The 23,997-nt window shown below is 62.0% G+C and carries 13 protein-coding genes; 2 read left to right on the forward strand and 11 right to left on the reverse strand.

What is annotated here, in order from left to right:
* Nucleotides 1-27 precede the first annotated feature (27 nt).
* The 6 genes from AC3A5O_RS20190 to AC3A5O_RS20215 all read right to left on the reverse strand — a co-directional run bounded on the left by AC3A5O_RS20190 (nt 28) and on the right by AC3A5O_RS20215 (nt 9,003).
* Complete coding sequence (locus AC3A5O_RS20190) at nt 28-858, reverse strand: ABC transporter permease (protein ID WP_122565556.1); 831 nt, start codon at nt 856-858, stop codon at nt 28-30.
* Nucleotides 855-1,772, reverse strand: coding sequence for an ABC transporter ATP-binding protein (locus tag AC3A5O_RS20195; protein WP_122565557.1), 918 nt, complete (start codon nt 1,770-1,772; stop codon nt 855-857). Before AC3A5O_RS20195 ends, AC3A5O_RS20190 begins: the two co-directional genes overlap by 4 nt.
* Nucleotides 1,769-3,079 (reverse strand): nitrous oxide reductase family maturation protein NosD, encoded by a 1,311-nt coding sequence (locus tag AC3A5O_RS20200; RefSeq protein ID WP_122565558.1) that lies wholly within the window; start codon nt 3,077-3,079, stop codon nt 1,769-1,771. The genes AC3A5O_RS20195 and AC3A5O_RS20200 overlap by 4 nt, the downstream gene beginning before the upstream one ends.
* A 26-nt stretch (nt 3,080-3,105) precedes the next feature.
* Complete coding sequence (gene nosZ / locus AC3A5O_RS20205; protein WP_122565559.1) at nt 3,106-5,025, reverse strand: TAT-dependent nitrous-oxide reductase; 1,920 nt, start codon at nt 5,023-5,025, stop codon at nt 3,106-3,108.
* A gap of 53 nt (nt 5,026-5,078) precedes the next feature.
* Nucleotides 5,079-7,229, reverse strand: a complete 2,151-nt coding sequence (nosR, locus tag AC3A5O_RS20210; RefSeq protein WP_487753653.1) for a transcriptional regulator NosR — start codon at nt 7,227-7,229, stop codon at nt 5,079-5,081.
* Between the two features lie 301 nt (nt 7,230-7,530).
* A complete protein-coding gene (locus AC3A5O_RS20215; protein WP_487753632.1) occupies nt 7,531-9,003 on the reverse strand; it encodes a hypothetical protein in 1,473 nt (490 codons plus the stop codon).
* A gap of 194 nt (nt 9,004-9,197) precedes the next feature.
* Between AC3A5O_RS20215 and AC3A5O_RS20220 the strand changes: the two genes are divergently transcribed.
* A complete protein-coding gene (locus tag AC3A5O_RS20220; protein WP_487753633.1) occupies nt 9,198-11,855 on the forward strand; it encodes an excinuclease ABC subunit UvrA in 2,658 nt (885 codons plus the stop codon).
* A 50-nt stretch (nt 11,856-11,905) separates the two neighbouring features.
* Here the strand turns inward: AC3A5O_RS20220 and AC3A5O_RS20225 are convergent, their stop codons facing one another.
* The 4 genes from AC3A5O_RS20225 to AC3A5O_RS20240 form a co-directional block, all read right to left on the reverse strand.
* On the reverse strand, nt 11,906-12,505 hold the full coding sequence (locus AC3A5O_RS20225) for a LysE family translocator (protein ID WP_487753634.1): 600 nt from the start codon (nt 12,503-12,505) through the stop codon (nt 11,906-11,908).
* 235 nt (nt 12,506-12,740) lie between these two features.
* Complete coding sequence (hemN, locus tag AC3A5O_RS20230) at nt 12,741-14,129, reverse strand: oxygen-independent coproporphyrinogen III oxidase (protein WP_487753635.1); 1,389 nt, start codon at nt 14,127-14,129, stop codon at nt 12,741-12,743.
* Nucleotides 14,126-15,499 carry an oxygen-independent coproporphyrinogen III oxidase gene (locus tag AC3A5O_RS20235; RefSeq protein ID WP_487753636.1) on the reverse strand — a complete coding sequence of 458 codons (1,374 nt, stop codon included), beginning with the start codon at nt 15,497-15,499 and terminating at the stop codon, nt 14,126-14,128. Before AC3A5O_RS20235 ends, hemN begins: the two co-directional genes overlap by 4 nt.
* Before the next feature lie 91 nt (nt 15,500-15,590).
* Nucleotides 15,591-16,034 carry a CopD family copper resistance protein gene (locus tag AC3A5O_RS20240; protein ID WP_305481678.1) on the reverse strand — a complete coding sequence of 148 codons (444 nt, stop codon included), beginning with the start codon at nt 16,032-16,034 and terminating at the stop codon, nt 15,591-15,593.
* A 409-nt stretch (nt 16,035-16,443) separates the two neighbouring features.
* On the opposite strand from AC3A5O_RS20240, the gene AC3A5O_RS20245 reads away from it, so the two are divergent.
* Entirely contained in the window at nt 16,444-22,056 is a 5,613-nt protein-coding gene (locus tag AC3A5O_RS20245; protein ID WP_487753637.1) for a putative Ig domain-containing protein, read from the forward strand.
* A gap of 591 nt (nt 22,057-22,647) precedes the next feature.
* Here AC3A5O_RS20245 and AC3A5O_RS20250 read toward each other — a convergent pair.
* Nucleotides 22,648-23,997 (reverse strand): TolC family outer membrane protein, encoded by a 1,350-nt coding sequence (locus AC3A5O_RS20250; RefSeq protein ID WP_305481680.1) that lies wholly within the window; start codon nt 23,995-23,997, stop codon nt 22,648-22,650.

Raw genomic sequence — 23,997 nt, forward strand, 5'->3', positions numbered from 1 at the left:
TGCATGCTCCCTTATCAAGATTGAAATTCACGGGCTCCGGCGATTGAACAACCGATAGGCCAGCCACAACGGGACCGCCATCCATAAACCCAGGCACAACCAGAGCCAAGGCCCCGACACCGGCAGGTCGCTGCCCAGGGTCAGCACCGCGGCGCCGCTGGACACCGCATCGAATCCGGACAGATTGATCAGCCGATAGACGTCGGTAGGGTTGAACAACAGCAGCCATGGCAATAGCTGCGGGCTGAAGCGCCCCTCGCTCAGCACCAGCAGCGCCAGCAACGCCAGGTCGAACACCAGCACGAAGAAGAACCACACCCCCAGCGCCAGCCCGGCCGCGGTGGATTTCTCTGCCGACAAACTGCTCAGCACATAGGCCAGCCCAAGGAACACCCAGCCCAACAGCGTGCTGGACAGCATGAAGCGACCGAAAGCCCAGAGCAGCAGGCTCAACTGGACATCATCCACCAACAGGGCGATGGCCAGCATGGCGCAGCCAAAACCGATGAACGTGGCCAGGGCCAGGATCAAGCCGTGGCCGACAAACTTGCCCAGCAGCAATTGGCCGCGCCCCAACGGGTAGGTCAGCAACAGCAGCAAGGTGCCGTTCTCGTCCTCGCCGACAATCGCGTCGTAGGCCAGCAGCAAGGCAATCAGCGGCATCAGGAAGGTCGCCAGGCTGGACAGGCTCGCCACCGTCGCGGGCACCGAGGTAAACCCCAGTTGACCGGACGCCGCAGCGCCGAGCCAGGCAATGCCAATCGCCAGCACCGCGAACAACAAACTGATCGCCAACAACCAGCGATTGCGCAGGCCATCGCTGAACTCCTTGCGGGCCATGTTCCAGACCGGATTCATAGGCTGACCTCCTCGGCCGCGGCACGGAGCATGTAATGACGGTACAAATCCTCAAGCGACGGCGGCTTGATCTCGACATCCGTCGGGTCGTCCTGGGCCAGTAACTGGCGCAGCAATTTCAGTTTGCTGCCGTCCGGCGCGCACACTTGCACCCCTTCCGCCCCCCAACCCTGGGTGGCATGCCCTTCGCTGCGCCAATGCTGGCGAAGCCAATCGGCCCGTGACAGGCCCGAGGCTCGGATCAGCGTCGGCAGCCCCGCCTCCTCCCGCAACCGAGCCAGGCTGCCCAGGGCCAGCAGGCGACCTTGGGTAAGAATCGCGGCGCGGTTGATGTGCGCTTCCACACCAGGCAAGACGTGGGAACAGAGAATGATGCTGGTGCCCTGCCAACGCAGGCGGTCGAGCAATTGATAGAGGTCCTGGGTGGCGATGGGGTCCAGGCCCACGGTCGGTTCGTCCAGCAATAACAGGCGCGGCTGGCCAAGCAGGGCCTGGGCCAGGCCGAGGCGTTGGCGCATGCCCTTGGAGTAGGTCCTTACCCGCCGTTGAGCAGCGCCCGCCAACCCCACTTCGTCCAGTAAACGCTCGACCTGCTCCGGTGCCGCGCCTTTGAGCCGGGCAAAATGGCGCAAGGTTTCCAGCCCGCTCAATTGCGGGTAGAACATCACGTTCTCGGGCAGATAACCGAGCATCTGTCGCACACCCGGGTCGCTGGGCGCGCGGCCGAAGACACGCACCTCGCCCTCACTGGCCCGCAGCAAACCGAGGACCAACTTCATGGTGGTGGTCTTGCCCGCGCCGTTGTGCCCGAACAGCCCGAGCACCTCGCCTTGGGCCAGGTTCAAGTCCAGCCCGCGCAGTACGGTGACATCGCCATAGCGCTGGCTGACCCCTTCGATCTCGACGACGTTCAAGACGCGTCCTCCTGGGTACTGTTGCGTGACGGGGGCTGGACAGGGGTTTGCATCAGCGGATGACTGTCCATCACCCCGGGGGATTTCATCACCGGGAAGGCCCGCTGCACCCAGCGCAGCAGTTCGATCCCCGGGCTGTTCATCAGCAATCGCACCTGGGGATACAGCCACAGCAGGCGATCGACGTTGTCGTTGGGTTCATAGGCAACATCCCCCATACCGTCACCATTACGATCCCAGCCCAGGTAGTCGCTCCAGTAATTGCCACGCCCATCCGCCGACCATTCCTGCAACCGCGTGGCCACGTATTTGACCTGGCGCTGGTTATGGACGAAGGCATTGCCGGCGATGCGGTTATCCTCCGAGCCGGCCGTCAGGTGGATACCCACGGCGCTGCGCTCGAAATGATTGCCTTCGATGCGGTTGAACAACGAGTTGTAAATGAACAGGGCCTTGCCCTCGGCACCGGTGATCATGGTGTCGCCGGTGGACCCGTCGCGCACGTCGCTGACGAAGTTGTCGCGCAGGGTGGAATAAGTGATGTAGTTCATCAGGATCCCGTAGTTCTGATCCTGTTCGGAGCGATTGCCGATGACCGTCAACTGGCGGCTTTGCATCAAGGCATAACCGGTGCGGGTGCGCCGGGTGACGTTATCCAGCAGGCGGTTATCGTTGGCGAACATGTAATGCACGCCGTAGCGCAGGTCTTCGAGGACGTTGCCCTGGAGCAGGTTGCCGCTGGAAGTGTCGATGTAGATGCCGTCGCGGGTTTCGCGCACCTGGTTGCCGATGACCCGGGCGCCGTGTACGGCATACAAATGGATGCCGTTGCCGCGGTCCTGGGAGCGCAGGCTGGGGTCGCCCTGGATGTGGTTGTCGATCAGGCTGACGTCCCGCGTGCCATCGACCCAGATACCGAAGCCCTGGCCCTGCATCCGGTTCCCACGAACCACGGCCCCTTGGGCGACCGGTTGGATGAAGACGGCCGCGTTCATGGCCGTGAGGTCGTGGCCCCAGTCCAGGAAGGTACAGCCCTGGACCTGGACGTTCGGGGCGCGAATGATCAACCCATTGCCCTCGCCCTGCCCCTGGAATACTGCATCCGGCGCGCACGTGAGGGTCATGGGCTGGTCGATGCTGAACGAGCCCCGGTAGTGGCCCGCAGGCAGGCGCCATTGCTGGGTGCCCTCGGCCTGCAAAGGCAAATCGGTGATCGGCTGCGGTGCGCCGAACGCCCCGCCCGATAACAGGCAAAGCACCAGCGCAATGACCGGTTGGCGGGCGTGTTGCGGCTTTTTCCCGGTCATTGCACCTGTCTCCTTGATGAACCGACTCAGGCCTTTTCAACCAGCATGCGCCCGACCATTTCCATGTGCAGGGCGTGGCAGAACCAACTGCAGTAGTACCAGTGCAAGCCGGCCTTGTCGGCGGTGAAGGTGATGGATGAGGTCTGTTGCGGGCTGATCTCCATGCTGGCGCCGTGGTTGGTCATGACAAAGCCGTGGGACACGTCTTCGATCTGATCGATGTTAGTGATGGTCACCGTCACCTCGTTGCCTTGCTTGACGGTGAACTCCGTCAGGCCATAGGCCGGCGCCATCGAGGTCATGTACACCCGCACCTTGTTGCCGTCGTGGATGACCTTGTTGTCGGTTTCCAGGTTGATGCCGTCCTTCTTCGCCAGGGCCACGGTGTCGGCAAAGAACGGATCATTGCGGTTCCAGATTTTCTGGGTCTTGATCTGGTCGCGCCGCGCGAGAATGCAGTCATGGGGTTCGGCGAAGGCCGGCCCGTCGTGCACCAGCTTCATTTCATCACCGGAAATGTCGATCAACTGATCGTTCTCCGGATGCAATGGGCCGGTGGGCAGGAAACGGTCCTTGGAGAATTTGCACAACACCACCAGCCACTTGCCGTCCGCCTCACTGGTTTCGGTGAGGGACGCGTGGTTGTGGCCGGGTTGGTACTGGACGTCGAGTTTCTGCTTGATGTAATTGACCTTCTCGCCCTTGTAGGCGCGGATGGCCTCGTCCATGTTCCACTTCACCACCTGGCTGTCGATGAACAACGTCGTATAGGCATTGCCACGCCCGTCGAAGGTGGTGTGCAGCGGCCCCAGCCCCAGTTCCGGCTCGGCGACGATCACTTCGCGTGGGTCCTTGAAGCGGTCGGCGAACAAGTCGTCCAGGCGGTCGATGGCGATCATCGAGACCGTCGGCGACAGCTTGCCGTTGGCGATGAAGTATTTGCCGTCCGACGAGGTATTGAGCCCATGGGGGTTCTTCGGCACTGGAATGTAGCGGGTAAACTCGGAGTCCTTGCCATCGGTCTTGCGACCATCGACCACCGGCACCTTGGAGCCGTCCAGGGTGATGAATTTGCCGGCCTTGATCGCCGCCTCGATGCGCGGGATGTTGAACACCACCACCCAGTCGCGCTCGTTGCGCATCATGCCGCCCAGGTCATAGGCCTTCTCGGAGTTGTAGCAGGTACTGGCGGCGTATTTGCCAGTGTAGTCGGCGTCGGAATTGTCCAGGTTGCCGTCGACGATCACCTGGAACGCCATTTCCATTTTCTCGGCATCGATGGCGTTGAACATCGTGAAACTGTTTTTGTCTTGCAGGTCGAAGGTGTGGCCGTCATTGGGGTGCGGGATCACGAACTCGGCGTTGGCGAATACGTACTTGGTGTACGGCACCTTCTGCAATCGCAGGCCGTGAATGGCTTGCACGTTGGGCACGGTGAGGATCTTGTCGCACTTCATGATGTCCAGGCGGATGCGCGCGACCCGGGAGTTGGCCTTGTCGTTGATGAACAGGTATTTACCGTCGTACTTGCCGTCGGTCATGGAGATGTGCGGATGGTGGCAGTCGCCGTTCTGGTATTTGGCGCTGTCGCCGAGAATGCGCTTGCTCTCGTTGGTCAGGCCCCAACCGGTGGCCGAGTCGACGTTGAACACCGGGATGCGCATCAGCTCGCGCATCGACGGCACGCCCAGCACCCGCACCTCGCCTTGGTGGCCGCCGCTCCAGAAACCGTAATACTCATCGAGTTCACCTGGGCCGACGTGGATCTTGGACTTGGCCTCCTTGGCCGCCGCGGCCCAGGACTCACGGGTGAACGTCCCGGCCCCCAGCGCCGTCGCGCCGGCCAGTACCGCCCCCGTTACCGCACCGGTGCCGAGAAAACTGCGCCGGCTGAAACCCCGGGGTTCCTCCACCGCGCCAGGGGTTTGGTCTTTTTTGTCGCTCATGCTGTGTGCTCCATGAAGAATGAAACGGTCAAGGGACAGGCCATTGGGGTGCCTCAAGGCGCCGGGTTCACCTGCACCACGGGAATCAGTTGCGCATCGGTCACGCTCGCCTTGCCGCGCTTCTTGCGCTTGTTGATCAGCGGCGGGCATTTGTTTTCGTTGTGCCAGGTCATCTGGCAGTCGAGGCAGTAATGGCATTCGTTGGCATTGATCCGGCCATCGGGGTGAATCGCCTGGATCTCGCATTCCTTGGCGCACAATTGGCAGGGGTTGCCACATTCCTTGCGGCGTTTGAGCCAGTCGAACAGCCGCAGCCGGGTCGGCATCGCCAGGGCTGCGCCCAGCGGACAGACATAGCGGCAATAGACTTTGCGGGTGAACAGATTGATCAGCAGCAGGCCCACCGCGTACGCCACGAACCACCACTGGCGGTCGAACTTGAGGGTGATGGCGGTCTTGAAGGGCTCCACTTCGGCCAGCCGTTCGGCGCTGGACATCGACTCCAGCGAGACGCCGAACAGCACCAGCAAGATGATGTACTTGATCGCCCACAGCCGCTCATGGACGGCGAACGGCAACTCGTATTGCGGCACCTTGAGCGTGCGCGCCAGTTCGTTGAGCAACTCCTGCAACGCGCCGAACGGACACAACCACCCGCAGAACACCCCGCGCCCCCACAACAGAATGCTGGCGGCGGTGAACACCCAGAGGATGAAAATCAGCGGATCGGTGAGGAACAGCTCCCAGCGAAAGCCTTCGAACAAGGCGTGGACGAAGGTCAGCACGTTCACCACCGACAGTTGCGCCAGCGCAAAGCCGCCCAGGAACACCACGGTGAACAACAGGTAACCGCGACGCAGCCAATGCAGCAGCCTCGGTCGCCGGGCCAGTGAGTCCTGGAAAAACAGGATCATCGTGAGCGCCAGCAGCGCCGCTCCGAGTACGGAGATCTCGACGCTTTTCTGATACCAGAGCGTCAGCCACATTGGCCGGCTGGCTTCCTCGGCGGCCGCCAGTTGCTCGGCGGTTGGCAATGGCCGTTCCAGGTAGGGTTCGGGCAGTTGATAGGCCAGTTCGAAACTGCTGAAGGTGCCGCTGACCGGGCCGGTCTGGCGGCGCACCAGCAGCTCCAGCGTCCAGGGCGAGCCGGGGTCGAAACGGTGGGAGGCGCGGATGATAAAGATCGCCATTTCGTCGAAGTCCGGCATGTCGTCGAGGGCCACATCATTCAGGCGCTGGAAATCCAGGTCGCGAAAGCTGATGGTGTCGCCCGACTGGCGCAGCTGCACCCGGTCGAAGATACCGCCACGCACGTATCCCGAGCCCTTGAAGGAATAACGCCCGCTGCCGATCACCGCGATGGCGTGTTCACCGGGTTTGAGCTCGCTCATCAGCGCGCGGTACTGCGCATCGCCCAGCAGGTTGCGGCCAATGGTGGGAGGGTTGAGGTGGGTGGCGTAGAGGTCGATGAAGGTGTCATTCACCTGCTCGCCGCTGGCGGTTTCGACCTGCTCGGCTTCGGTGCCCTTGAAGGACGCATCGACTTGGCCACGGGTCAGGTGCAGGCGACGGACAGCGCCGTTGCCAGTCAGGGTCTTCCAGTCGGCGGGTTGGTAGATATCCTCGCGCACCCGGGCCGGCGCCACGGCCAACCCTGCGTCACCCTTGACCAGGCCCAGGGACACCGCGACATCGTGAGCGGCGCGCATGATCACTTCGTTGACCACCATGGCCGTCACAGTGGCGCCGGCGATCGCATCGACAGTCACCGCATTCGGGTCGCTGGAATGCCCAACCACCACCCGCTGGTTGACCTTGATGCCGCTGTAGCGCGCGCTGAAAGCGTGGAGTTTTTCTTCGGCGATGCCGATCAGCAGGATCGGTTCGTGGTGTTCAAGCACGTAGGCATCGAGGATCACCCCGGCAGGATCGAGGATCACCTGGACATTGATCGGCTTGCCTGAATACGCCGGAATGTCCACCACGTCCAAGCTCTGGAAGACATAACCCACGACCTTGCCGGCGGCGGACAGTTTGCGAACCTTGAAGGAACCGTCGGGCTCGGAGATCGAATCGACCGGACTCAGGACATGATGGATGCGCTGTTGCGGGAGGTCACCGTAGTCCTTGGCCTGGACGATTGCGGCGAACATCAGCAGTAGAACGAACAGCCCGGGGAGCCAGGAGCGGGATAGGTGCAGCATCACAAAGGGAGGGGTCATGAGCGCCAGGGCTTGGAGGCAGGATCTTGGCGATCATTGTGGGGGCCGCCCCTGGCTTGGGCCCTTGATTGAAATCAACTTGGGAAGACTAAACCCGACTCACAAAAAGTCTGTGGCGAGGGGATTTATCCCCGCTGGGGTGCGAAGCAGCCCCAAAACCCGTCCCTGCGGTTTGTCAGGTTGATCCTGATCAGCCTCATTGGGGGCGCTTCGCACCCCAGCGGGGATAAATCCCCTCGCCACAAGTTGGTGTCAATTCAAATAATAATGCGCGGTCCGGTACTCAGCGCAACCCATAGGAATAGATGCGGCCGTCATTGCTGTCGTACCAGTTACCGTTGGCCCAGAACACCCGGTCCTGCGCCGGTTGAAAGCCAAGAATGCCCAGGTAGCCGCCGATGGCGAGGCGTTGCCAGGAGCGGCCCCAATCCTTGGAATAGAACACGCCATCGGCGGAGATGTTCGCGTCCGACCACCAGGAGAGCCAGCGCGGTGGTTGGTGATCGCTGGTGGTGTTGATCAGCAGGGTGTTTTGCCCCATCCAGACGTTGCTGCCACGCACCTGGGTATCCGATGCCAAAGGTGCAAAAACACTGGGCAGGTCACCCAAGAGCGTCCAGGTCAGCGCGGCGGTATCCAGTTCGGCGACCACATTTTGCCCGCGGTCCCCCTGGTCAATCAGCCCCATCACCCGCCCGGCATCGTTCTGTAGCAGCTTGCTCACGAACAGGTTGTCGTCACGCTGCCTATCCACCACCTGCCACTGCCCTGCCTGGGCTTGCAACCGGGCCCGTGTCGTGACGTTGACCGCGACATTGTGGCTGACGCCATCCGGATGGCCGCCCCAGAAGCGTTGGGACACCCAGATAAAGGCCGTCTGTGCATCCAGCTGCAGGACACTGGTCTGGATGTCCCCGTGTTCACCTGCACTCGTGCCCCACTCAGTGATGTCAGGACGTTTGCCGTGGGCGTATTCGGCGGACACCAGCAACGACTCGGGGCCCATGATCGGCGAGCTGTGCGCACCGCGATCAGCCGAATAAAAGACGCCAGTGGAAACGGCACTCGGTTTCTCTTCATCGGTGTCCACCACGTCCGGCCTGCCCACGGCCCAGACTTCATTCGCGCCATGGAAATAGGGAACCAGGCTCCAGGCCAACGAATCGGCCTCGGGAAACCACCCCTGGGTCAACCACGTCCAGCGCTGGCCTTGGTCATCACTGCGAAAGACTACGGTTTGATCGGGCTCATGGGTATTCGCCGTTTCAGGCCGACGAAGGCCGGTGAGCAGGAACACACTGCTCCCGTCCGGACTCGCCACCAGGCAGGCGGCGCCGCTGACATGGGCCACGAACTGAAATTGCCCCTGGGCATCCAGGCGGGAAATGAACGAGGTTTCCGTTTCGGGACGAGAGAACAAATGGGCAAACGTCCCGGGCATCTCCGGTTCTTCAGGCTCGGCGGGCTTGCCATAGACCAGCGCATCCAGGTCCACCACATCAGTGGACGGTTCAAGCGCTTGGGCCTCGTCCTCCAGGCGTCCCACCAGCCAAGTCCCCTGCGGTGTCACCGTCACGCCCGTGCAATACTGGGTCATCGCGCGCAAGCGGGTATCCTTCACGACGCCCACTTGCTGCTGATCGGGGCTGGCACCACCCCACTCCAGCTTGGCACTGGTGAGCATCCACATGTACCACAGCGCCGCGCCGGCCAGCAGGGCGACAAATAATCTAGAAAGCAGTTTTGAACGAGGCATGGGGAGGTCCGTATCCGGGGGAAAACTGCGAAGCTTTTCTCATCTCTTTTGTCCGGAGTAAATTTTTATCGCACGAGCATGGACGAACCCGGTCGCATAATTGTCAACGCTGTGACCCAGGTTCCATTCTCTCCGTGACGCCGTTTCACCTGAAAGCCTCAATGCGTTAAGCAGACGCCCACAAGGAACGCTCCATGCCCGCAAGCTCTGGCCCCGCCACCGCCTCTTCATTGCCGCAAGCCACCGGTTTCGTCCGGGTGCGTGGCGCCCGCGAACACAACCTCAAGAATGTCGATGTGGACATCCCTCGCGATGCCTTGGTGGTGTTCACCGGCGTGTCGGGGTCCGGCAAGTCGTCGCTGGCCTTTTCCACGCTCTATGCCGAAGCCCAGCGTCGCTACTTCGAATCCGTCGCGCCCTATGCGCGGCGCCTGATCGACCAGGTGGGCGTGCCGGACGTGGACAGCATCGAAGGCCTGCCCCCAGCAGTCGCCTTGCAGCAACAACGCGGCACCCCCAGTGCGCGTTCATCGGTGGGCAGCGTCACCACCCTGTCGAGCCTGATTCGTATGCTCTACTCCCGCGCCGGCAGCTACCCGGCCGACCAACCGATGCTCTACGCCGAGGACTTCTCGCCCAACACGCCCCAGGGCGCCTGCCAGGAATGCCACGGCCTGGGTCGGGTCTATGAAGTGACCGAAGCGTCCATGGTGCCGGACCCATCGCTGACCATCCGCAAACGCGCCGTGGCTGCCTGGCCCATGGCCTGGCAGGGCCAGAACCTGCGGGACATTCTGGTGACCCTGGGGTATGACGTCGACATCCCCTGGCGCGACCTGCCGAAAAAGCAAAGGGACTGGATTCTCTTCACCGAAGAAACCCCTACCGTTCCCGTCTACGCCGGACTGACGCCGGCCCAGACCCGCACCGCCCTCAAGCGCAAACTCGAGCCCAGCTATCAGGGCACGTTCAGCGGCGCCCGACGCTACCTGCTGCACACGTTCATGCACTCCCAAAGCGCCCAGATGCGCAAGCGCGTGGCGCAATACATGCGCGCCAGCCCTTGCCCGGTGTGCGAAGGTAAACGCCTCAAACGCCAGGCTCTGACGGTGACCTTTGCCGGCCTGGACATTGCCGAACTGTCCCACCTGCCGTTGCTGGAACTGGCCGAGGTGCTCAAGGGCGTTGCCGCCCCCGATTATCTGGCGCAAGCCGAGGAACCGGGAACAACCCTCACCCACCAGCAAACCCGCGATGCCCGCGAGCAACGCGCGGCCCGGGGCGAGAATCCCCACGTCGGTGGGCCTGATGCACGCCACACCCACAATCTGTCCCTGGAAAAACGCCTGGCCGCCCAGCGCATCGCCGCCGAGCTGCTGGAACGGATCACCACCCTGATCGACCTGGGCCTCGGCTACCTCGCCCTGGAGCGCAGCACGCCGACGCTTTCCTCCGGCGAACTGCAACGTCTGCGCCTGGCGACCCAGCTCAACTCCCAACTGTTCGGCGTGATCTACGTGCTGGACGAACCCTCCGCCGGCCTGCACCCGGCTGACAGCGAAGCGTTGTTTGGTGCCCTGCAACGCCTCAAGGCAGCGGGTAACTCGGTGTTTGTGGTCGAACATGACCTCGATACCATGCGCCGCGCCGACTGGCTCATCGACGTGGGCCCGGACGCTGGCGAACAAGGTGGGAAAGTCCTCTACAGCGGCCCGCCGGCAGGCCTTGGCCAGGTGCCTGAATCACGCACCCGCGCCTACCTGTTTGGCGAAGCACACGCCGCGACACGCAGCCCGCGAGCACCCAAGGATTGGCTGCGCCTGGAAGGCATCACCCGCAACAACCTCGACAATCTGAGCGCAGCCTTCCCGTTGGGCTGCTTCACCGCCGTGACCGGCATTTCTGGCTCAGGCAAATCCAGTCTCGTCAGCCAGGCCCTGCTGGATCTGGTCGGCGCCCACCTGGGTCAAGCCAGCCCCAACGCCGAACCCGATGAGCAAAGCCTGGAAGACGAACCCGTGCAAACCAGCACTGGGCGCGTGGCTGCGGGGCTCGACGCGATCAAGCGGCTGGTGCAGGTGGACCAGAAACCCATTGGCCGCACCCCGCGCTCCAACCTCGCCACTTACACCGGGCTGTTCGATCACGTGCGCAAACTGTTCGCCGCGACCGAGCAGGCGCAGGCGCTGGGGTTCGATGCCGGGCGGTTTTCCTTCAACGTCGCCAAGGGGCGCTGCGAGACCTGCGAAGGTGAAGGCTTCGTCAGCGTGGAGTTGTTGTTCATGCCCAGCGTGTACGCCCCCTGCCCCACCTGCCACGGCGCGCGCTACAACCCGCAGACCCTGGAAGTTCGCTGGCAGGGCCTGGACATTTCCCAGGTGTTGCAACTGACCGTGAACCAGGCCCTCGAGGTGTTTGCCGAACAAGCGGCGGCCAGGCGTTCGTTGCAAGTGCTGCAAGATATCGGCCTGGGCTACCTGCGCCTTGGCCAACCGGCCACGGAGCTGTCCGGCGGCGAAGCCCAGCGGATCAAGCTGGCGACAGAACTGCAGCGCAAGGCTCGTGGCGCAACCTTGTACGTGTTGGACGAGCCGACCAACGGGTTGCATCCCCAGGACGTAGACCGTTTGCTGGTGCAGTTGAATCGCCTGGTGGAAGAAGGTCATACGGTGGTTGTGGTGGAACATGACATGCGAGTGGTGGCGCAGAGTGACTGGGTCATCGATATCGGCCCGGGGGCTGGCACCCAGGGCGGAAACGTGGTGGTTTGCGGGTCTCCGGAGACTGTAGCGAAATGCCGGGAGAGTCGAACGGCAGGGTTCCTGGAAAGGGCTTTGCAGCTTGAAAATTGAAGGTCCAACTCCGAATTGTCAGGCGCCCTGGCGTCAATATCGGCCCAGATTCAGGCGAAATGTACCTGGGATGCGATATTGAAAAGCATGCTGCAAGCGAACAACCCAATCACCACAGAGATGGCTCGATTCAAAAATCGTCCAGACACAATCGCGTGAAATTTTCGGCCACAAAAAGCGCCAGCCGCAATCCACACAAGCCCTACCGGAAAAACAATGGCTGAAAACAGCAACATGAATGACAGCCAGTTATCCAGCGACAAGAACGTACCCGCCGGAGCAACGAAGGAAACAAAAAACAACCCTTTGGGATTGGTCAGCGTTGCCACAAACAGATCCGCAACGGTAATACCCGCAGTTGCGCCAGGCGCGTCATTTTTTACCGAGAGCCAAAGCTTGAGGGAAATATGAAACAAGAAGCACACGGCAAAAATCTTGGTGGCGGTCACCACCCACGAGTGTTCCGCAATGAGCAGATCAATGAACACCCCCCACATCGTCGTCTGGATAACGTACGCCAACCATTCGGCTGCGACGAAACGCATCGAGCGCGCATTGAGCCCTCGACTCACACCGACTTGTAACAACAATGAGTTCGTCGGCCCCGGAACCAACAATACGGCCAACAACGAAAGCGCAACATAATCCATAGAATTTTCCATACCAGAAACCTGCACGGCGAACGTTCAGGGGCAGGTCAATCCATCACCACTGCAGCCCCAGCGCCGCTTACAACGCGCACTTTACACTGCGGCGGCAAGACGATGGTGGTCAAACTTTCATCGTCCATCTCCCAGATGCCGGATACAGGATGGTCCTGGCGGGACAAAATCGACCTCTTGTGGCGAGGGAGCTTGCTCCCTCGCCACAAGAGCGGTTCGGACATCAGACCGTACGCGAATACTGAACCGTCTGGTCCGCCCCCAGGTACGCGTCGAACGCCATCGCCACGTTGCGCATCATCAATTGTCCCTGGGGCAATAACACCAGCTCGGCGTCGCGAATCTCCAGCAACCCATCGCGTACCAGCTCCTGGAGCCGGTCCAGGGCATCGGCGAAGTATTCGCCGAATCGAATGCCGTGGGCGTTGTCGATCCGACCGAAGTCGATGCGCCCATGGCACATCAGTTCATTGATGACCTCGCGCCGCAGTCGATCATCGTCACTCAACCGATAGCCGCGCTGCACCGGCAGCAGGCCTTGGTCCAGCCGGGCGTAATACTGGGAAAGCTCCTTGACGTTCTGGTTGTAGCTGTCACCGACCTTGCCGATCGACGACACTCCCAGACCAATCAGATCGCAATCGGCATGAGTGGAATACCCCTGGAAATTGCGCTGCAAAGTACCCTGGGCGCGAGCGCGCACCAGTTCATCATCCGGCAGGGCGAAGTGGTCCATGCCGATGTAGACATAGCCGGCTTCGGTCAGGCGATTGATGGTCAGCTCCAGTAGCTCCAGTTTGCGCTCGGGCGGCGGCATGTCTTCGGGCCGTATCATCCGCTGCGCCCGCACCCGTTGCGGCAGGTGGGCATAGCTGTAGGCCGCGATCCGGTCCGGACGCAGGGCGATGATCTTGCTCAAGGTGACATCGAAACTGGCGACGGTCTGCAACGGCAGGCCATAGATCAGATCGACGCTGACGGACTTGAAGCGCGCCCGGCGCGCGGCCTCCACCAGTTCGACGACCTGGGCCTCGCTTTGCACCCGATTGACAGCGAGCTGCACCTGGGCATCGAAGTCCTGGACGCCGAAGCTCAGGCGATTGAACCCCAACTGGCGCAGGCCTTGGATCTGTTGCCCATCGATGGTCCGCGGATCGACCTCGATGGAAAACTCATGGGCATCACTGTCGTCCATATCGAACGACTGGTGCAGGCAGTCCATCAGGTCGGCCAGTTGCTCATGGGTCAGGTAAGTCGGCGTGCCGCCGCCCAAATGCAACTGGGTCAGTTTGCGCGCGCGGTCGAACAAGGCGGCCTGCAGGGCTATTTCACGCTTGAGGTAGGCCAGGTATTCGACGGCGCGATGGGTCTTGCGGGTGATGATCTTGTTGCACGCGCAGTAATAGCAGAGGCTCTGGCAGAACGGGATGTGGATGTACACCGATAACGGCTTGGGCAGCGCAGCCTCGTGACTGCGCTGGGCGGCCTGGCGGTATTCGTCCATGGCGAAGGCCTGGTGGAACTGCGGGGCTGTCGGATAGGAGGTGTAGCGCGGTCCCGGGCGGTCGTATTTCTCCACCAGGGCCCGATTGAAACCGGAAGCAGTTTTCATGATGGGGGCAACTTTTCAAAAACGGGTGGGCTTGCGTCATCCGGCGCTGAATCGAACAGATCGCAGATCGCATCCACGCTCAAGCGTCCGGCGGGCAGGATGCCGATAAACCGGCTCGACAGTTCGATCAATCCCTGATCTTGCAACGCTTCCAGCGACGGCCAGACGGAAGCAAAGTGCTCGCGAAACACCAGGCCGAAACGCGCTTCGATGGCGGGTATATCCAGTTCCAGATCACAGGAAAGCTGCTCGGTCACGCTCGCCTTGACCTGATCCTGCGCTTCACAGCGCCAGCCGCGACACACCGGCAATTGCCCGGCGTCCAGTTGCTGGCAATAGTGCAGCAGGTCGTCGGTGTTCTGTACGTACAGGTGCTCGATCTGAGTGATGGCCGACAAACCGAAGCCCACGTGATCACAGCAACCGTGACGGGTAAACCCCTGACAATTGCGGTGCAGGCGTCCATGCTCCTGGGCCACCGCCAAGTCATCGTCGGCCCTGACGAACTGGCCCAGGCCGATGTAGTGATAACCGGCGCCAATCAACTGTTCGCAACAGATGCGCCGCATGGCGTCCTTGTCGGCCGGGCTGCAAAAGGAACCGGCCACCCCGGCGTTCTTCGAGCGATAACGATAAGGCGCGCGGGCATAGTCGAAAACGTGCAACCGGTCCGGTTCCAGTTCGATCAACGTTGCCAGCTTCAGGGCAAAACTGCTGGGCGTCTGCCAGGCGTGGCCGTAGCCCAAATCGATGTTGATGGAGCGAAAACCAAACGTGCGCGCCGCATCGATCAGCGAATGGATCGGCGCCGGATTCTGGTAGCAATCGACTGGCAGCTCGCTGTCGACGCCAATGTCGGGCACGCCGATGCTGACATGGGTGAAACCCTGGTCACGGATCAGCCCCATGGTCGACCAGTCCGTGTGATGCAGGTCCACCTCGATGCTGTGATCGGCGCCGTCGTACTCGCTGAAGTCGAAGCGTTTGCGCAGATCACTCATCAGCTTTTGCAAATGAGCGATCACCGGCGTGCCGCCGGTCAGGCAGAACTGCTCGACCCGCCGCCCTGCCCCCAGGTGGCAACCGACCAGGCCCATCTCATACGCCAGGCGTTGCAGATAGCCTTCGATCTCGCCGCATCGGCAGTCGCTGGCAAGGGGCGAACATGACGCCAGCCGCAAGCGCGAAGGCAAGTGCACCGCCACGGATAGGGGCCGTCGTTTCTGGCGACTGGTGCGCAACCCTCGAAGCAGGTCGAGGGAGCCGATACCTTTATGGAACCTGCGCGTGCCAACCGGACAATCGAAATCAGCCACCGCAGGGACACGTTCCGAGGGTCGCTCACCGAGGGTATGGAACGGGTCGAACATGACAATCTCCGAGTAGCTGTGCGGGGGCAGTTTGCGCGCTAACCCGCCGGGCCACCTTGACCTGTATCAAGCGCCTCGCCCCCGCCAGCGCTTACCAGGTGACGTAGAACATGGCCTTGGCCAGGAGCACGATCGCGACCATATGCAGGAACACGCTGACATGGATGATGTGCACGTAACGGGCGTTCATTCGCCCGCGTCTGAACAGCCACATGGCCCAGAGAAAATGCCCCAGCACACTGCCCGCCAACAGGATCTTCAGCCCCAGCAGCACGCCGAAGGACGACTGCAACGGTGCCGACAACGCCGGCCAATAGCGCAACCAGACCATGCCACCGCCTGCGCCAAACAACACCAGCAGCACCCACGGCATCAACTGCCGGGCGCGCCGGCTGATGCCTTGTTCCAGCAACACCATGACCTTGGCGGGCAGTTGCTTGCGGATGCTTTCCAGGAACAGGACCTCGAAGAACACCGTGCCGATGAACACCAGCGCGGCAAACAGATGCAAGGTCAGAAACAGCGGATAACTCATGAGCGTCCTCGGCCGCCCCTTTCAGCGGGACGATGGTTTAGTCGAGGTTATCGCGCGGTCCCTGAAGCGGGGTTGATGCCAATCAAGGAAACCGTATGTCCGCCCCACCACAAACCCTGTGGGAGCGAGCTTGCTCGCGATAGCGTCGGTTCAGTGGCATCAATGGCGACTGATACACCGCTATCGCGAGCAAGCTCGCTCCCACAAAGGGCGTCGTTAGCGTTAAGAAAGCGTCAACGGAACGTTGTTCCTGCCCATCCCCAAACAACCGCTGATCAGTTAGTCCGGCTTTTTGACACTTTCCCCGATATGCGGTCACAACTTTTGCGCTCCGTTGGGTCATAACACCGAGGTCGTCGATGGAATATTGGCGTCTACCGAGGTTTAAGCCTGATACGGAGATAAGCTCATGATTTTCAACGTACAAAATTTTGGCGCCAAAGGAGATGGCATCACCGACGACACGGCAGCCATTCAGAGTGCGATTGATGCGGCGGCTGCGGCCGGCGGAGGCCAGGTGTACATGCCGACCGGCACCTACATCGTTTCGGGGGGCGAAGAACCTTCCGACGGCTGCCTGATGCTCAAGAGCAACGTCTACCTGTACGGCGACGGCATGGGTGACACCACGGTCAAGCTGGCCGATGGCTCCGACACCAAGATCACCGGCATCATCCGCTCGGCGTATGGCGAGGAAACCCACGATTTCGGCGTCAGCAACCTCACCATCGACGGCAACCGCGACAGCACCACCGGCAAGGTCGACGGCTGGTTCAACGGCTATATTCCCGGCGAAGAAGGCTACGACTCCAACGTCACCCTCGACAGCGTCGAGATCAAGGATTGCTCCGGGTACGGTTTCGACCCCCACGAGCAAACCGTCAACATGGTCATCAAGAACAGCGTGTCCCACGGCAACGGCCTGGACGGTTTCGTCGCCGACTTCCTCAGCGACAGCACCTTCGAAAACAACATCGCCTACAACAACGACCGCCACGGTTTCAACGTCGTCACCAGCACCCACGACTTCACCATGACCAATAACGTCGCCTACGACAACGGCGGCAACGGCATCGTGGTCCAGCGTGGCAGCGAGGACATCCCCTCGCCCAGCAACATCACCATCACCGGCGGCGAGGCGTATGGCAACGGCGCCGAAGGCGTGCTGATCAAGCTCTCCAGCGAAGTGACCGTCACGGGCATCGATATCCATGACAACGCCAGCGCCGGGATCCGCATCTACGGCAGCAACCACGTCGAGGTCATCGACAACACCCTCAACAACAACGCACTGGGCAGTGCCGTACCGGAAATCATCATCCAGTCCTATGACGACACCCTGGGCGTGTCCGGCAAGTACTTCAACGGCAGCGACAACCTCATCCAGGGCAACATCATCAGCGGCAGCGACCTGTCGACCTACGGTGTTGCAGAGCGCAATGAAGACGGCACCGACCGCAACGCCATCATCGCCAACACCATCAGCCACACCAGCAAGGGCGCCACGCTGGTCTATGGCGACGGCAGCTACGTCAGCGCCACGGTGCCCATGACCACCGTGCAAGGCACGGCCGGCAACGACATCCTTACGGGCACCAGCGCCAGCGAGATTTTCTATGGCGCGGCGGGCAACGACACCATCAACGCCGGGGCCGGAAGCGACATCCTGGTAGGCGGCGCGGGCGTCGACAAACTCACCGGTGGCACCGGCGCCGATACGTTCCGTTTCGTCGCTCAGTCGGACAGTTATCGCAACGCGACCACCAGCTTCGATGACACCATCACCGACTTTGACGTCACCCAGGACAAGATCGACCTCGCCGGCCTCGGTTTCACCGGCCTGGGCAATGGCCGTGGCGGCACCCTGCAAGTCAGCTACAACGCCAGCAGCAACCGCACCTACATCAAGGACTTCGACGCCGATGCCAGCGGCAATCGCTTCGAGCTGATCCTCTCGGGCAACCTGGCCAGTACCCTGACCGCCAACAACTTCATCTTCAACCGGGTGATCACCGGCACCAGCGGCAGTGACTCGCTGCTGGGGAGCGATGCGGCCGACACCTTGCTCGGCCTGGCGGGCAATGACAGCCTCAGTGGCGGCGCCGGCGATGACAAGCTCGACGGTGGCGCCGGGATGGACACCCTCACCGGCGGCGCTGGGGCGGATACCTTTGTGTTCGCCAATCGCCTGGACAGCTACCGTAACTACAACACCGGCGGTGCCAACCTGGGCGACCTGATCACCGACTTCAACGTCAGCGCCGACAAGATCGACCTCTCGGCCATGGGTTTCACCGGCCTGGGAGATGGCAAGAACAACACCGTGTACCTGGTGCTCAACAGTGCCGGCACCAAGACCTACATCAAATCCCTGGAGGCCGACGCCAATGGCAACCGCTTCGAAGTGGCGCTGGACGGTAATTACCTCAACACCCTGACCAGCGCCAACTTCGTCTTCGCCACCACGTCGCCGACCAACCAGGCGCCGGTGCTGGCTACGCCGCTGGTGGATCAGAACGCCAGCGAAAACACCCCGTTCAGCTACGTGGTGCCGGCCACCAGCTTCACCGATCCGGACAACGACAGCCTGAGCTACACCGCCAAGCTCGCCAATGGCAGCGCCCTGCCCAGTTGGCTGATCTTCGATGCCGCCACCCGCACCTTCAGCGGCACGCCGCCCGACACCGCGTCGGGCACCTACTCGATCCAGGTCACGGCGACCGACGGCAGCAACGCCACCGTCAGCGACAGTTTTACTCTCGCCGTGCAGGACGTCCCCGCCGCCATTGTGATCAATGGCACGCCGAACAACGACACGCTGACCGGCACCGCGGCCAATGAGCAACTGTTCGGTGGCGCGGGCAACGACACCCTTAATGGAGGCGCCGGCAACGACATCCTGGTCGGCGGCACCGGGGTCGACAAACTCACCGGTGGCACCGGGGCCGACGTGTTCCGCTACACCTCGAAACTCGACAGCTACCGCACCAGCTCCACCAGCGCCAGTGACCAGATCCTCGACTTCGACGTGGCCGCCGACAAGATCGATGTGTCAGCCCTGGGCTATACCGGCCTGGGCAACGGGCTCAACGGCACCCTGCAGGTCACTTACAGTTCGTCGACCAACCGCACCTACCTCAAGGACCTCACGGTCGATGCCAACGGCAATCGCTTCGAAGTGTCGCTAGCGGGCAACCTGGTCAGCAGCCTGACGGCCACTCACTTCGTCTTCGCCGACCAGACCAACCCCACCAACGTGGCGCCAGTCGTGGCCACCCCACTCCTGGACCAGAACGCCAGTGAAAGCACGCCATTCCAATACACCGTGGCGAGCAACAGCTTCACCGACGCCAACCAGGATGTGCTGACCTACACCGCGACCCTCGCCAACGGCAACGCCCTGCCCGCCTGGCTGAGTTTCAATGCCACCAACCTGACCTTCAGCGGCACGCCAACCAGCACCGCGGCGGGCAACTACGACGTCCTGGTCAAGGCCACCGATCCCTCGGGCGCCTCGGTCAGCGACAACTTCACCCTGGTGGTGGCCGATGCGCCCGCCAATACCATCACCGGCACCAACAACGCCGAAACCCTCAACGGCACGACGGGAGCGGACCTGATCCTCGGCCTCGGCGGCAACGACACGATCAAGGCCGGGACCGGTGCGGACATCGTCGACGGCGGCGCCGGACGGGATTCGTTGTACGGTGGCGATGGCGCCGACACGTTTCGCTACAACAACCTGTCCGACAGCTACCGCGACTACGACACCGGGGGTGTCACGGCCACCGACACGATTTATGACTTCACCGTCGGCGTCGACAAAATCGACGTTTCGGGGCTGGGCTTGCTCGGCCTCGGCGATGGCAGCAACGGCACGTTGTACATGACCCTGAACGCTGCCGGCGACAAGACCTACGTCAAGTCCGCCGAAGCCGACGCCGATGGCAATCGCTTCGAGATCGCCCTCAACGGCAACTACCTCAACACCCTCACCGCCAACGATTTCGTCTTCGGTGAGCGTGCCCAGCAGGACATTCTCTACCTGCCGACCCTCGGCCAATCCAATGCGCGTTTGCTGCGCATGACCGAGGACGACAACCAATCCGGCACCTCGATGCTGGTCAATGACCTGAGCCGCTACACCACCTACGACGTGCGCAGCCAGTTCACCGATGCCGATGGCAACGGTATCGACATCGCGGTCGGCGGCAGCACGGTCAACGGCCTGTCCACGCTCAGCGCCGAGGAACTCAAGCTGTGCTGGTGGCTGACCGACACCAACCAACCGGGGCAGGCGCTGTTGCGGGCGGTGACGTTGCTGCGCGACCAGCGCACCGAACTGCAGTCGATCGATAACGTCACCATGGGCATCATCTGGGGCCAGGGCGAGGAAGCCGCCCAGGAAATCGCCCGCGCCACGGACAAGGCCGCAGCCGCGGCGGCGTACAAGGCCGCGACCCTGAAAGTCTTCGATTACCTGCATGCCCAATTCGGCAATTTCAGCGTGTACCTGATGGAAACCGGTCATTACTCAGAGGACGCGGCCCGGGCCCGGGGTTACTCGGAAGAGAAGATCGCTGCCATCGTCGAAGGCGTCGGTTATGTCCGCGCCGCCCAGGAAGCCATGGCCGCAGAACGCGCCGACGTCAAGCTGGCGGTGGACTACACCGACCTGCCCTTGCGCTATGAAGTCGATCCATTGGTGTACCCCGATGACGTCTGGCACCTGCACGAAGAATCGGCGGAAATCGTCGGCCAGCGCCTGGCGGACTACATCGCCGATGACCTGGGCTTCCAAGGCAACCCCAACGACAACAACAGCGTGCAGGACATCTTCGACAAAGGCCAGAACCAGGGCGGGATGATCGCCGGCACCGACCAGGACGACACCCTGGTGGGCAGCGCGGGCAACGACACCCTGGATGGCGACCTCGGCGCGGACACCCTGACCGGTGGCGATGGCAACGACATCTACGTGGTCGACAACGCCTTCGACAGCGTGGTGGAAACCAACACTTCGACCTCACAGATCGACACGGTGCAGGCCTCGGTCAGTTGGACGCTGGGGGCCAATCTCGAGAACCTGGTACTCACCGGGGTTTCGGACATCGACGGCACCGGCAATGAACGGCGCAACTTCATCACCGGCAATGCCGCCAACAACGTGCTCGACGGCGCCGCGGGGGCCGACAGCATGAGCGGTGGCGATGGCAACGACAGTTACTTTGTCGACAATGCCGATGACAGCGTGATCGAGACCAACAGCAATACGGTGACGGGCGGGATCGACAGCGTGCACAGCAGTCTGGCGACCTACACCTTGGGCAACAACGTCGAGAACCTGTATGTCGATGGTACCGGTGCCGCCAATGGCATCGGCAACGCGTTGGGCAATACGCTGTTCGCCGGTGCCGGCAACAATGTCCTGGATGGACGCGATGGCATTGACACAGCCAGCTTTGAACGCGCGCTGTCCGGCGTCACCGTCAACCTCTCGACGTCTGCGCAACAAAACACCGTGGGGTCCGGGCTCGATACCTTGAAATTCATCGAGAACCTGAAAGGAGGCGCCTACGCCGACACGCTGTCGGGGAACAGTGCGGCGAACGTCCTCGACGGTGGGGCCGGCAACGATACGTTGGTGGGCGGTTCCGGCGATGACCGCTTGATCGGCGGCGCGGGCACCGACAACCTTACCGGCGGCACCGGCGCGGACACCTACGCGTTTGGTGCGCTGTCGGACATGGGCGTCGGGGCTTTGCGCGATGTGATCAACGGCTTCAAGAGCGCGGAGTTCGACAAATTGGACCTCACCGGCCTGGATGCCAACCCGTTGACCGCCACGGTCGATACCTTCACGTTCATCGGCAGCAACGCCTTCGACGCCACCAACGCCACCGGCCAGCTGCGCTTCGTCGATGGCATCCTCTCCGGCAGCACCAACGCCGACGCCACCCCCGAGTTCGATTTCGAACTGGTCGGCGTCAAGGAGCTGCACGCCAGCGACTTCACCGCCTGAATCAAGCCCCCACTAGGGGGCTTGAAACCCACCACAGGGAGCGTGTTGTGCCAGAAAATCCAGGTCAACCGCAGATCAAAAATGTGGGAGCGAGCTTGCTCGCGATGACGGCGGTACATTCAGCATTGATGTTGACTGACCCACCGCTATCGCGAGCAAGCTCGCTCCCACAGGCGGTTCAGTGCTGTGCCTGAAAAATCCAGGTCAACCGCAGATCAAACTGTGGGAGCGAGCTTGCTCGCGATGGCGTCGGCACCTCCAACAAAGATGCTGACTGAACCACCGCTTTCGCGAGCAAGCCCGCTCCCACAGGGGGGGTCGTGTTGTACCTGAAAGGTTGAAGGCAAGCACAGGGTCTGACCGTTTTTGTGGCGAGGGGATTTATCCCCGCTGGGCTGCGCAGCAGCCCCCAAACCAGCCAACTCGGTGCGCCAGGAAGATTGAGTTCACTGCTTTAGGGCCGCTGCGCAGCTCAGCGGGGATAAATCCCCTCGCCACAGGGTCAAGTTCACTGCGCGACAGCGCAGCGTCGAAGACGCGGCGGCCACCCCCTCACCACAGGGGTAAGTGCAAACTTGCCCCCTGGATTGTCTAGAACAGGCTTTGCACCTGCTCCAGCACCGCGCGGTTCATCTGGCCGGTGTGGGTGTGCAGGCTCACATAGCTTTGCAGCATGTCGAGCTTAGTGTTGAGCAGATCTCGACGGGCCTGGAACAGCCGCTGCTGGGCGTCAAGAATATCCACCGTAGAACGTACGCCACCCTGGAAGCCTTTCTCCGTCGAGGCCAGTGCTCGCTGGTTGGACTCCACCGCCCGTTGCATGGCCTTGCTCTTGGTAAACCCGGCGACGACGCCCAGATAATCGGCCTCGATATCCTCGGCCAGTTGTTGGCGCTGCACATCGTAGTCGGACTGGGCGCCGGCCAGTTGCGCTTCGGCCTTGGCCACCGAGGCCCGCACCGCACCGCCGCGATACAACGGAATGTCCAGCTGCACACCCACGTAATAGGTGTCCTGGCGCGGGTCGAGTTCCTGGTATTGACGGGTTTCCCGGCGGGTCAACTGAGTGGTCAGCGACAGGGTCGGATAATGCCCGGCACGCTGGCTGTCGGCCTGAGCTTCAGCAACTTTGACCGCCGCCAGCCGGGCGGCCAGCTCGGGGCTGGCTTGGCGGGCAATCGCCGTCCAGTACGGTAAATCCTGCTCCGGCGGGATCGGGCTGCCGGCGGCCAATTCCTCGCGCATCGGCAGGATGTCATCGATGGGCATGCTGGCCCGTCCGGACAAGGCCCGCAAGGCGGCCACGCGGCGCGCCTGGGCTTCGGCCTCCTGGGCGTGCACCAGGTCGAGCCGCGCCTGGGCCTCATCGATATCGGTGATCGCGCCCTGGCCGCCCTCATAAAGCTTTTTGCTCTGGATGACCAAGCCTTGGATGGCCGCCTTTTGCTGAGCGATCAACTTGATCTCGTTCTCGGCCCGGGCGACGTCGAAATACCCCTTTGCCACCCGGTCATACAAGGTCTGGCCGGCCACGTCGAACACCTGGGTGCCCAGTTGCCCACGCGCCTTGCCTTCCTGGTACGCCGCCCAGCGGGCCTTGTCGTAGAGCGGTTGTTGCGCCGCCAGGGTGACGTTGTTCGCCTGGTAATCGTTGCTGTTGACGTAAGTGCTGTCATCGCCGCCATCGGTACGCCCGCCATAGCCGTAGCGTGAGGTCAGCGACACTTGCGGGTAGAGGCCACCACGGCCAATGTCTTCTTCATGCCGCGAAGCTTCGAAAGCGTGGGCCGCCGATTGCACGGTCGGATCGTTAAGGCGCGAGGCGTCGTAGGCGGCGGTCAGGCTCAGGCCAGCCTCGGCGGCCCACAGCGGATTGATCACCGCCCAACCGGTATACAGGCCCAGCAACACACGCCAACGGTAGCGGCAACGGTCGACCAT

It is taken from the genome of Pseudomonas sp. Soil_N_39 (assembly GCF_057655955.1).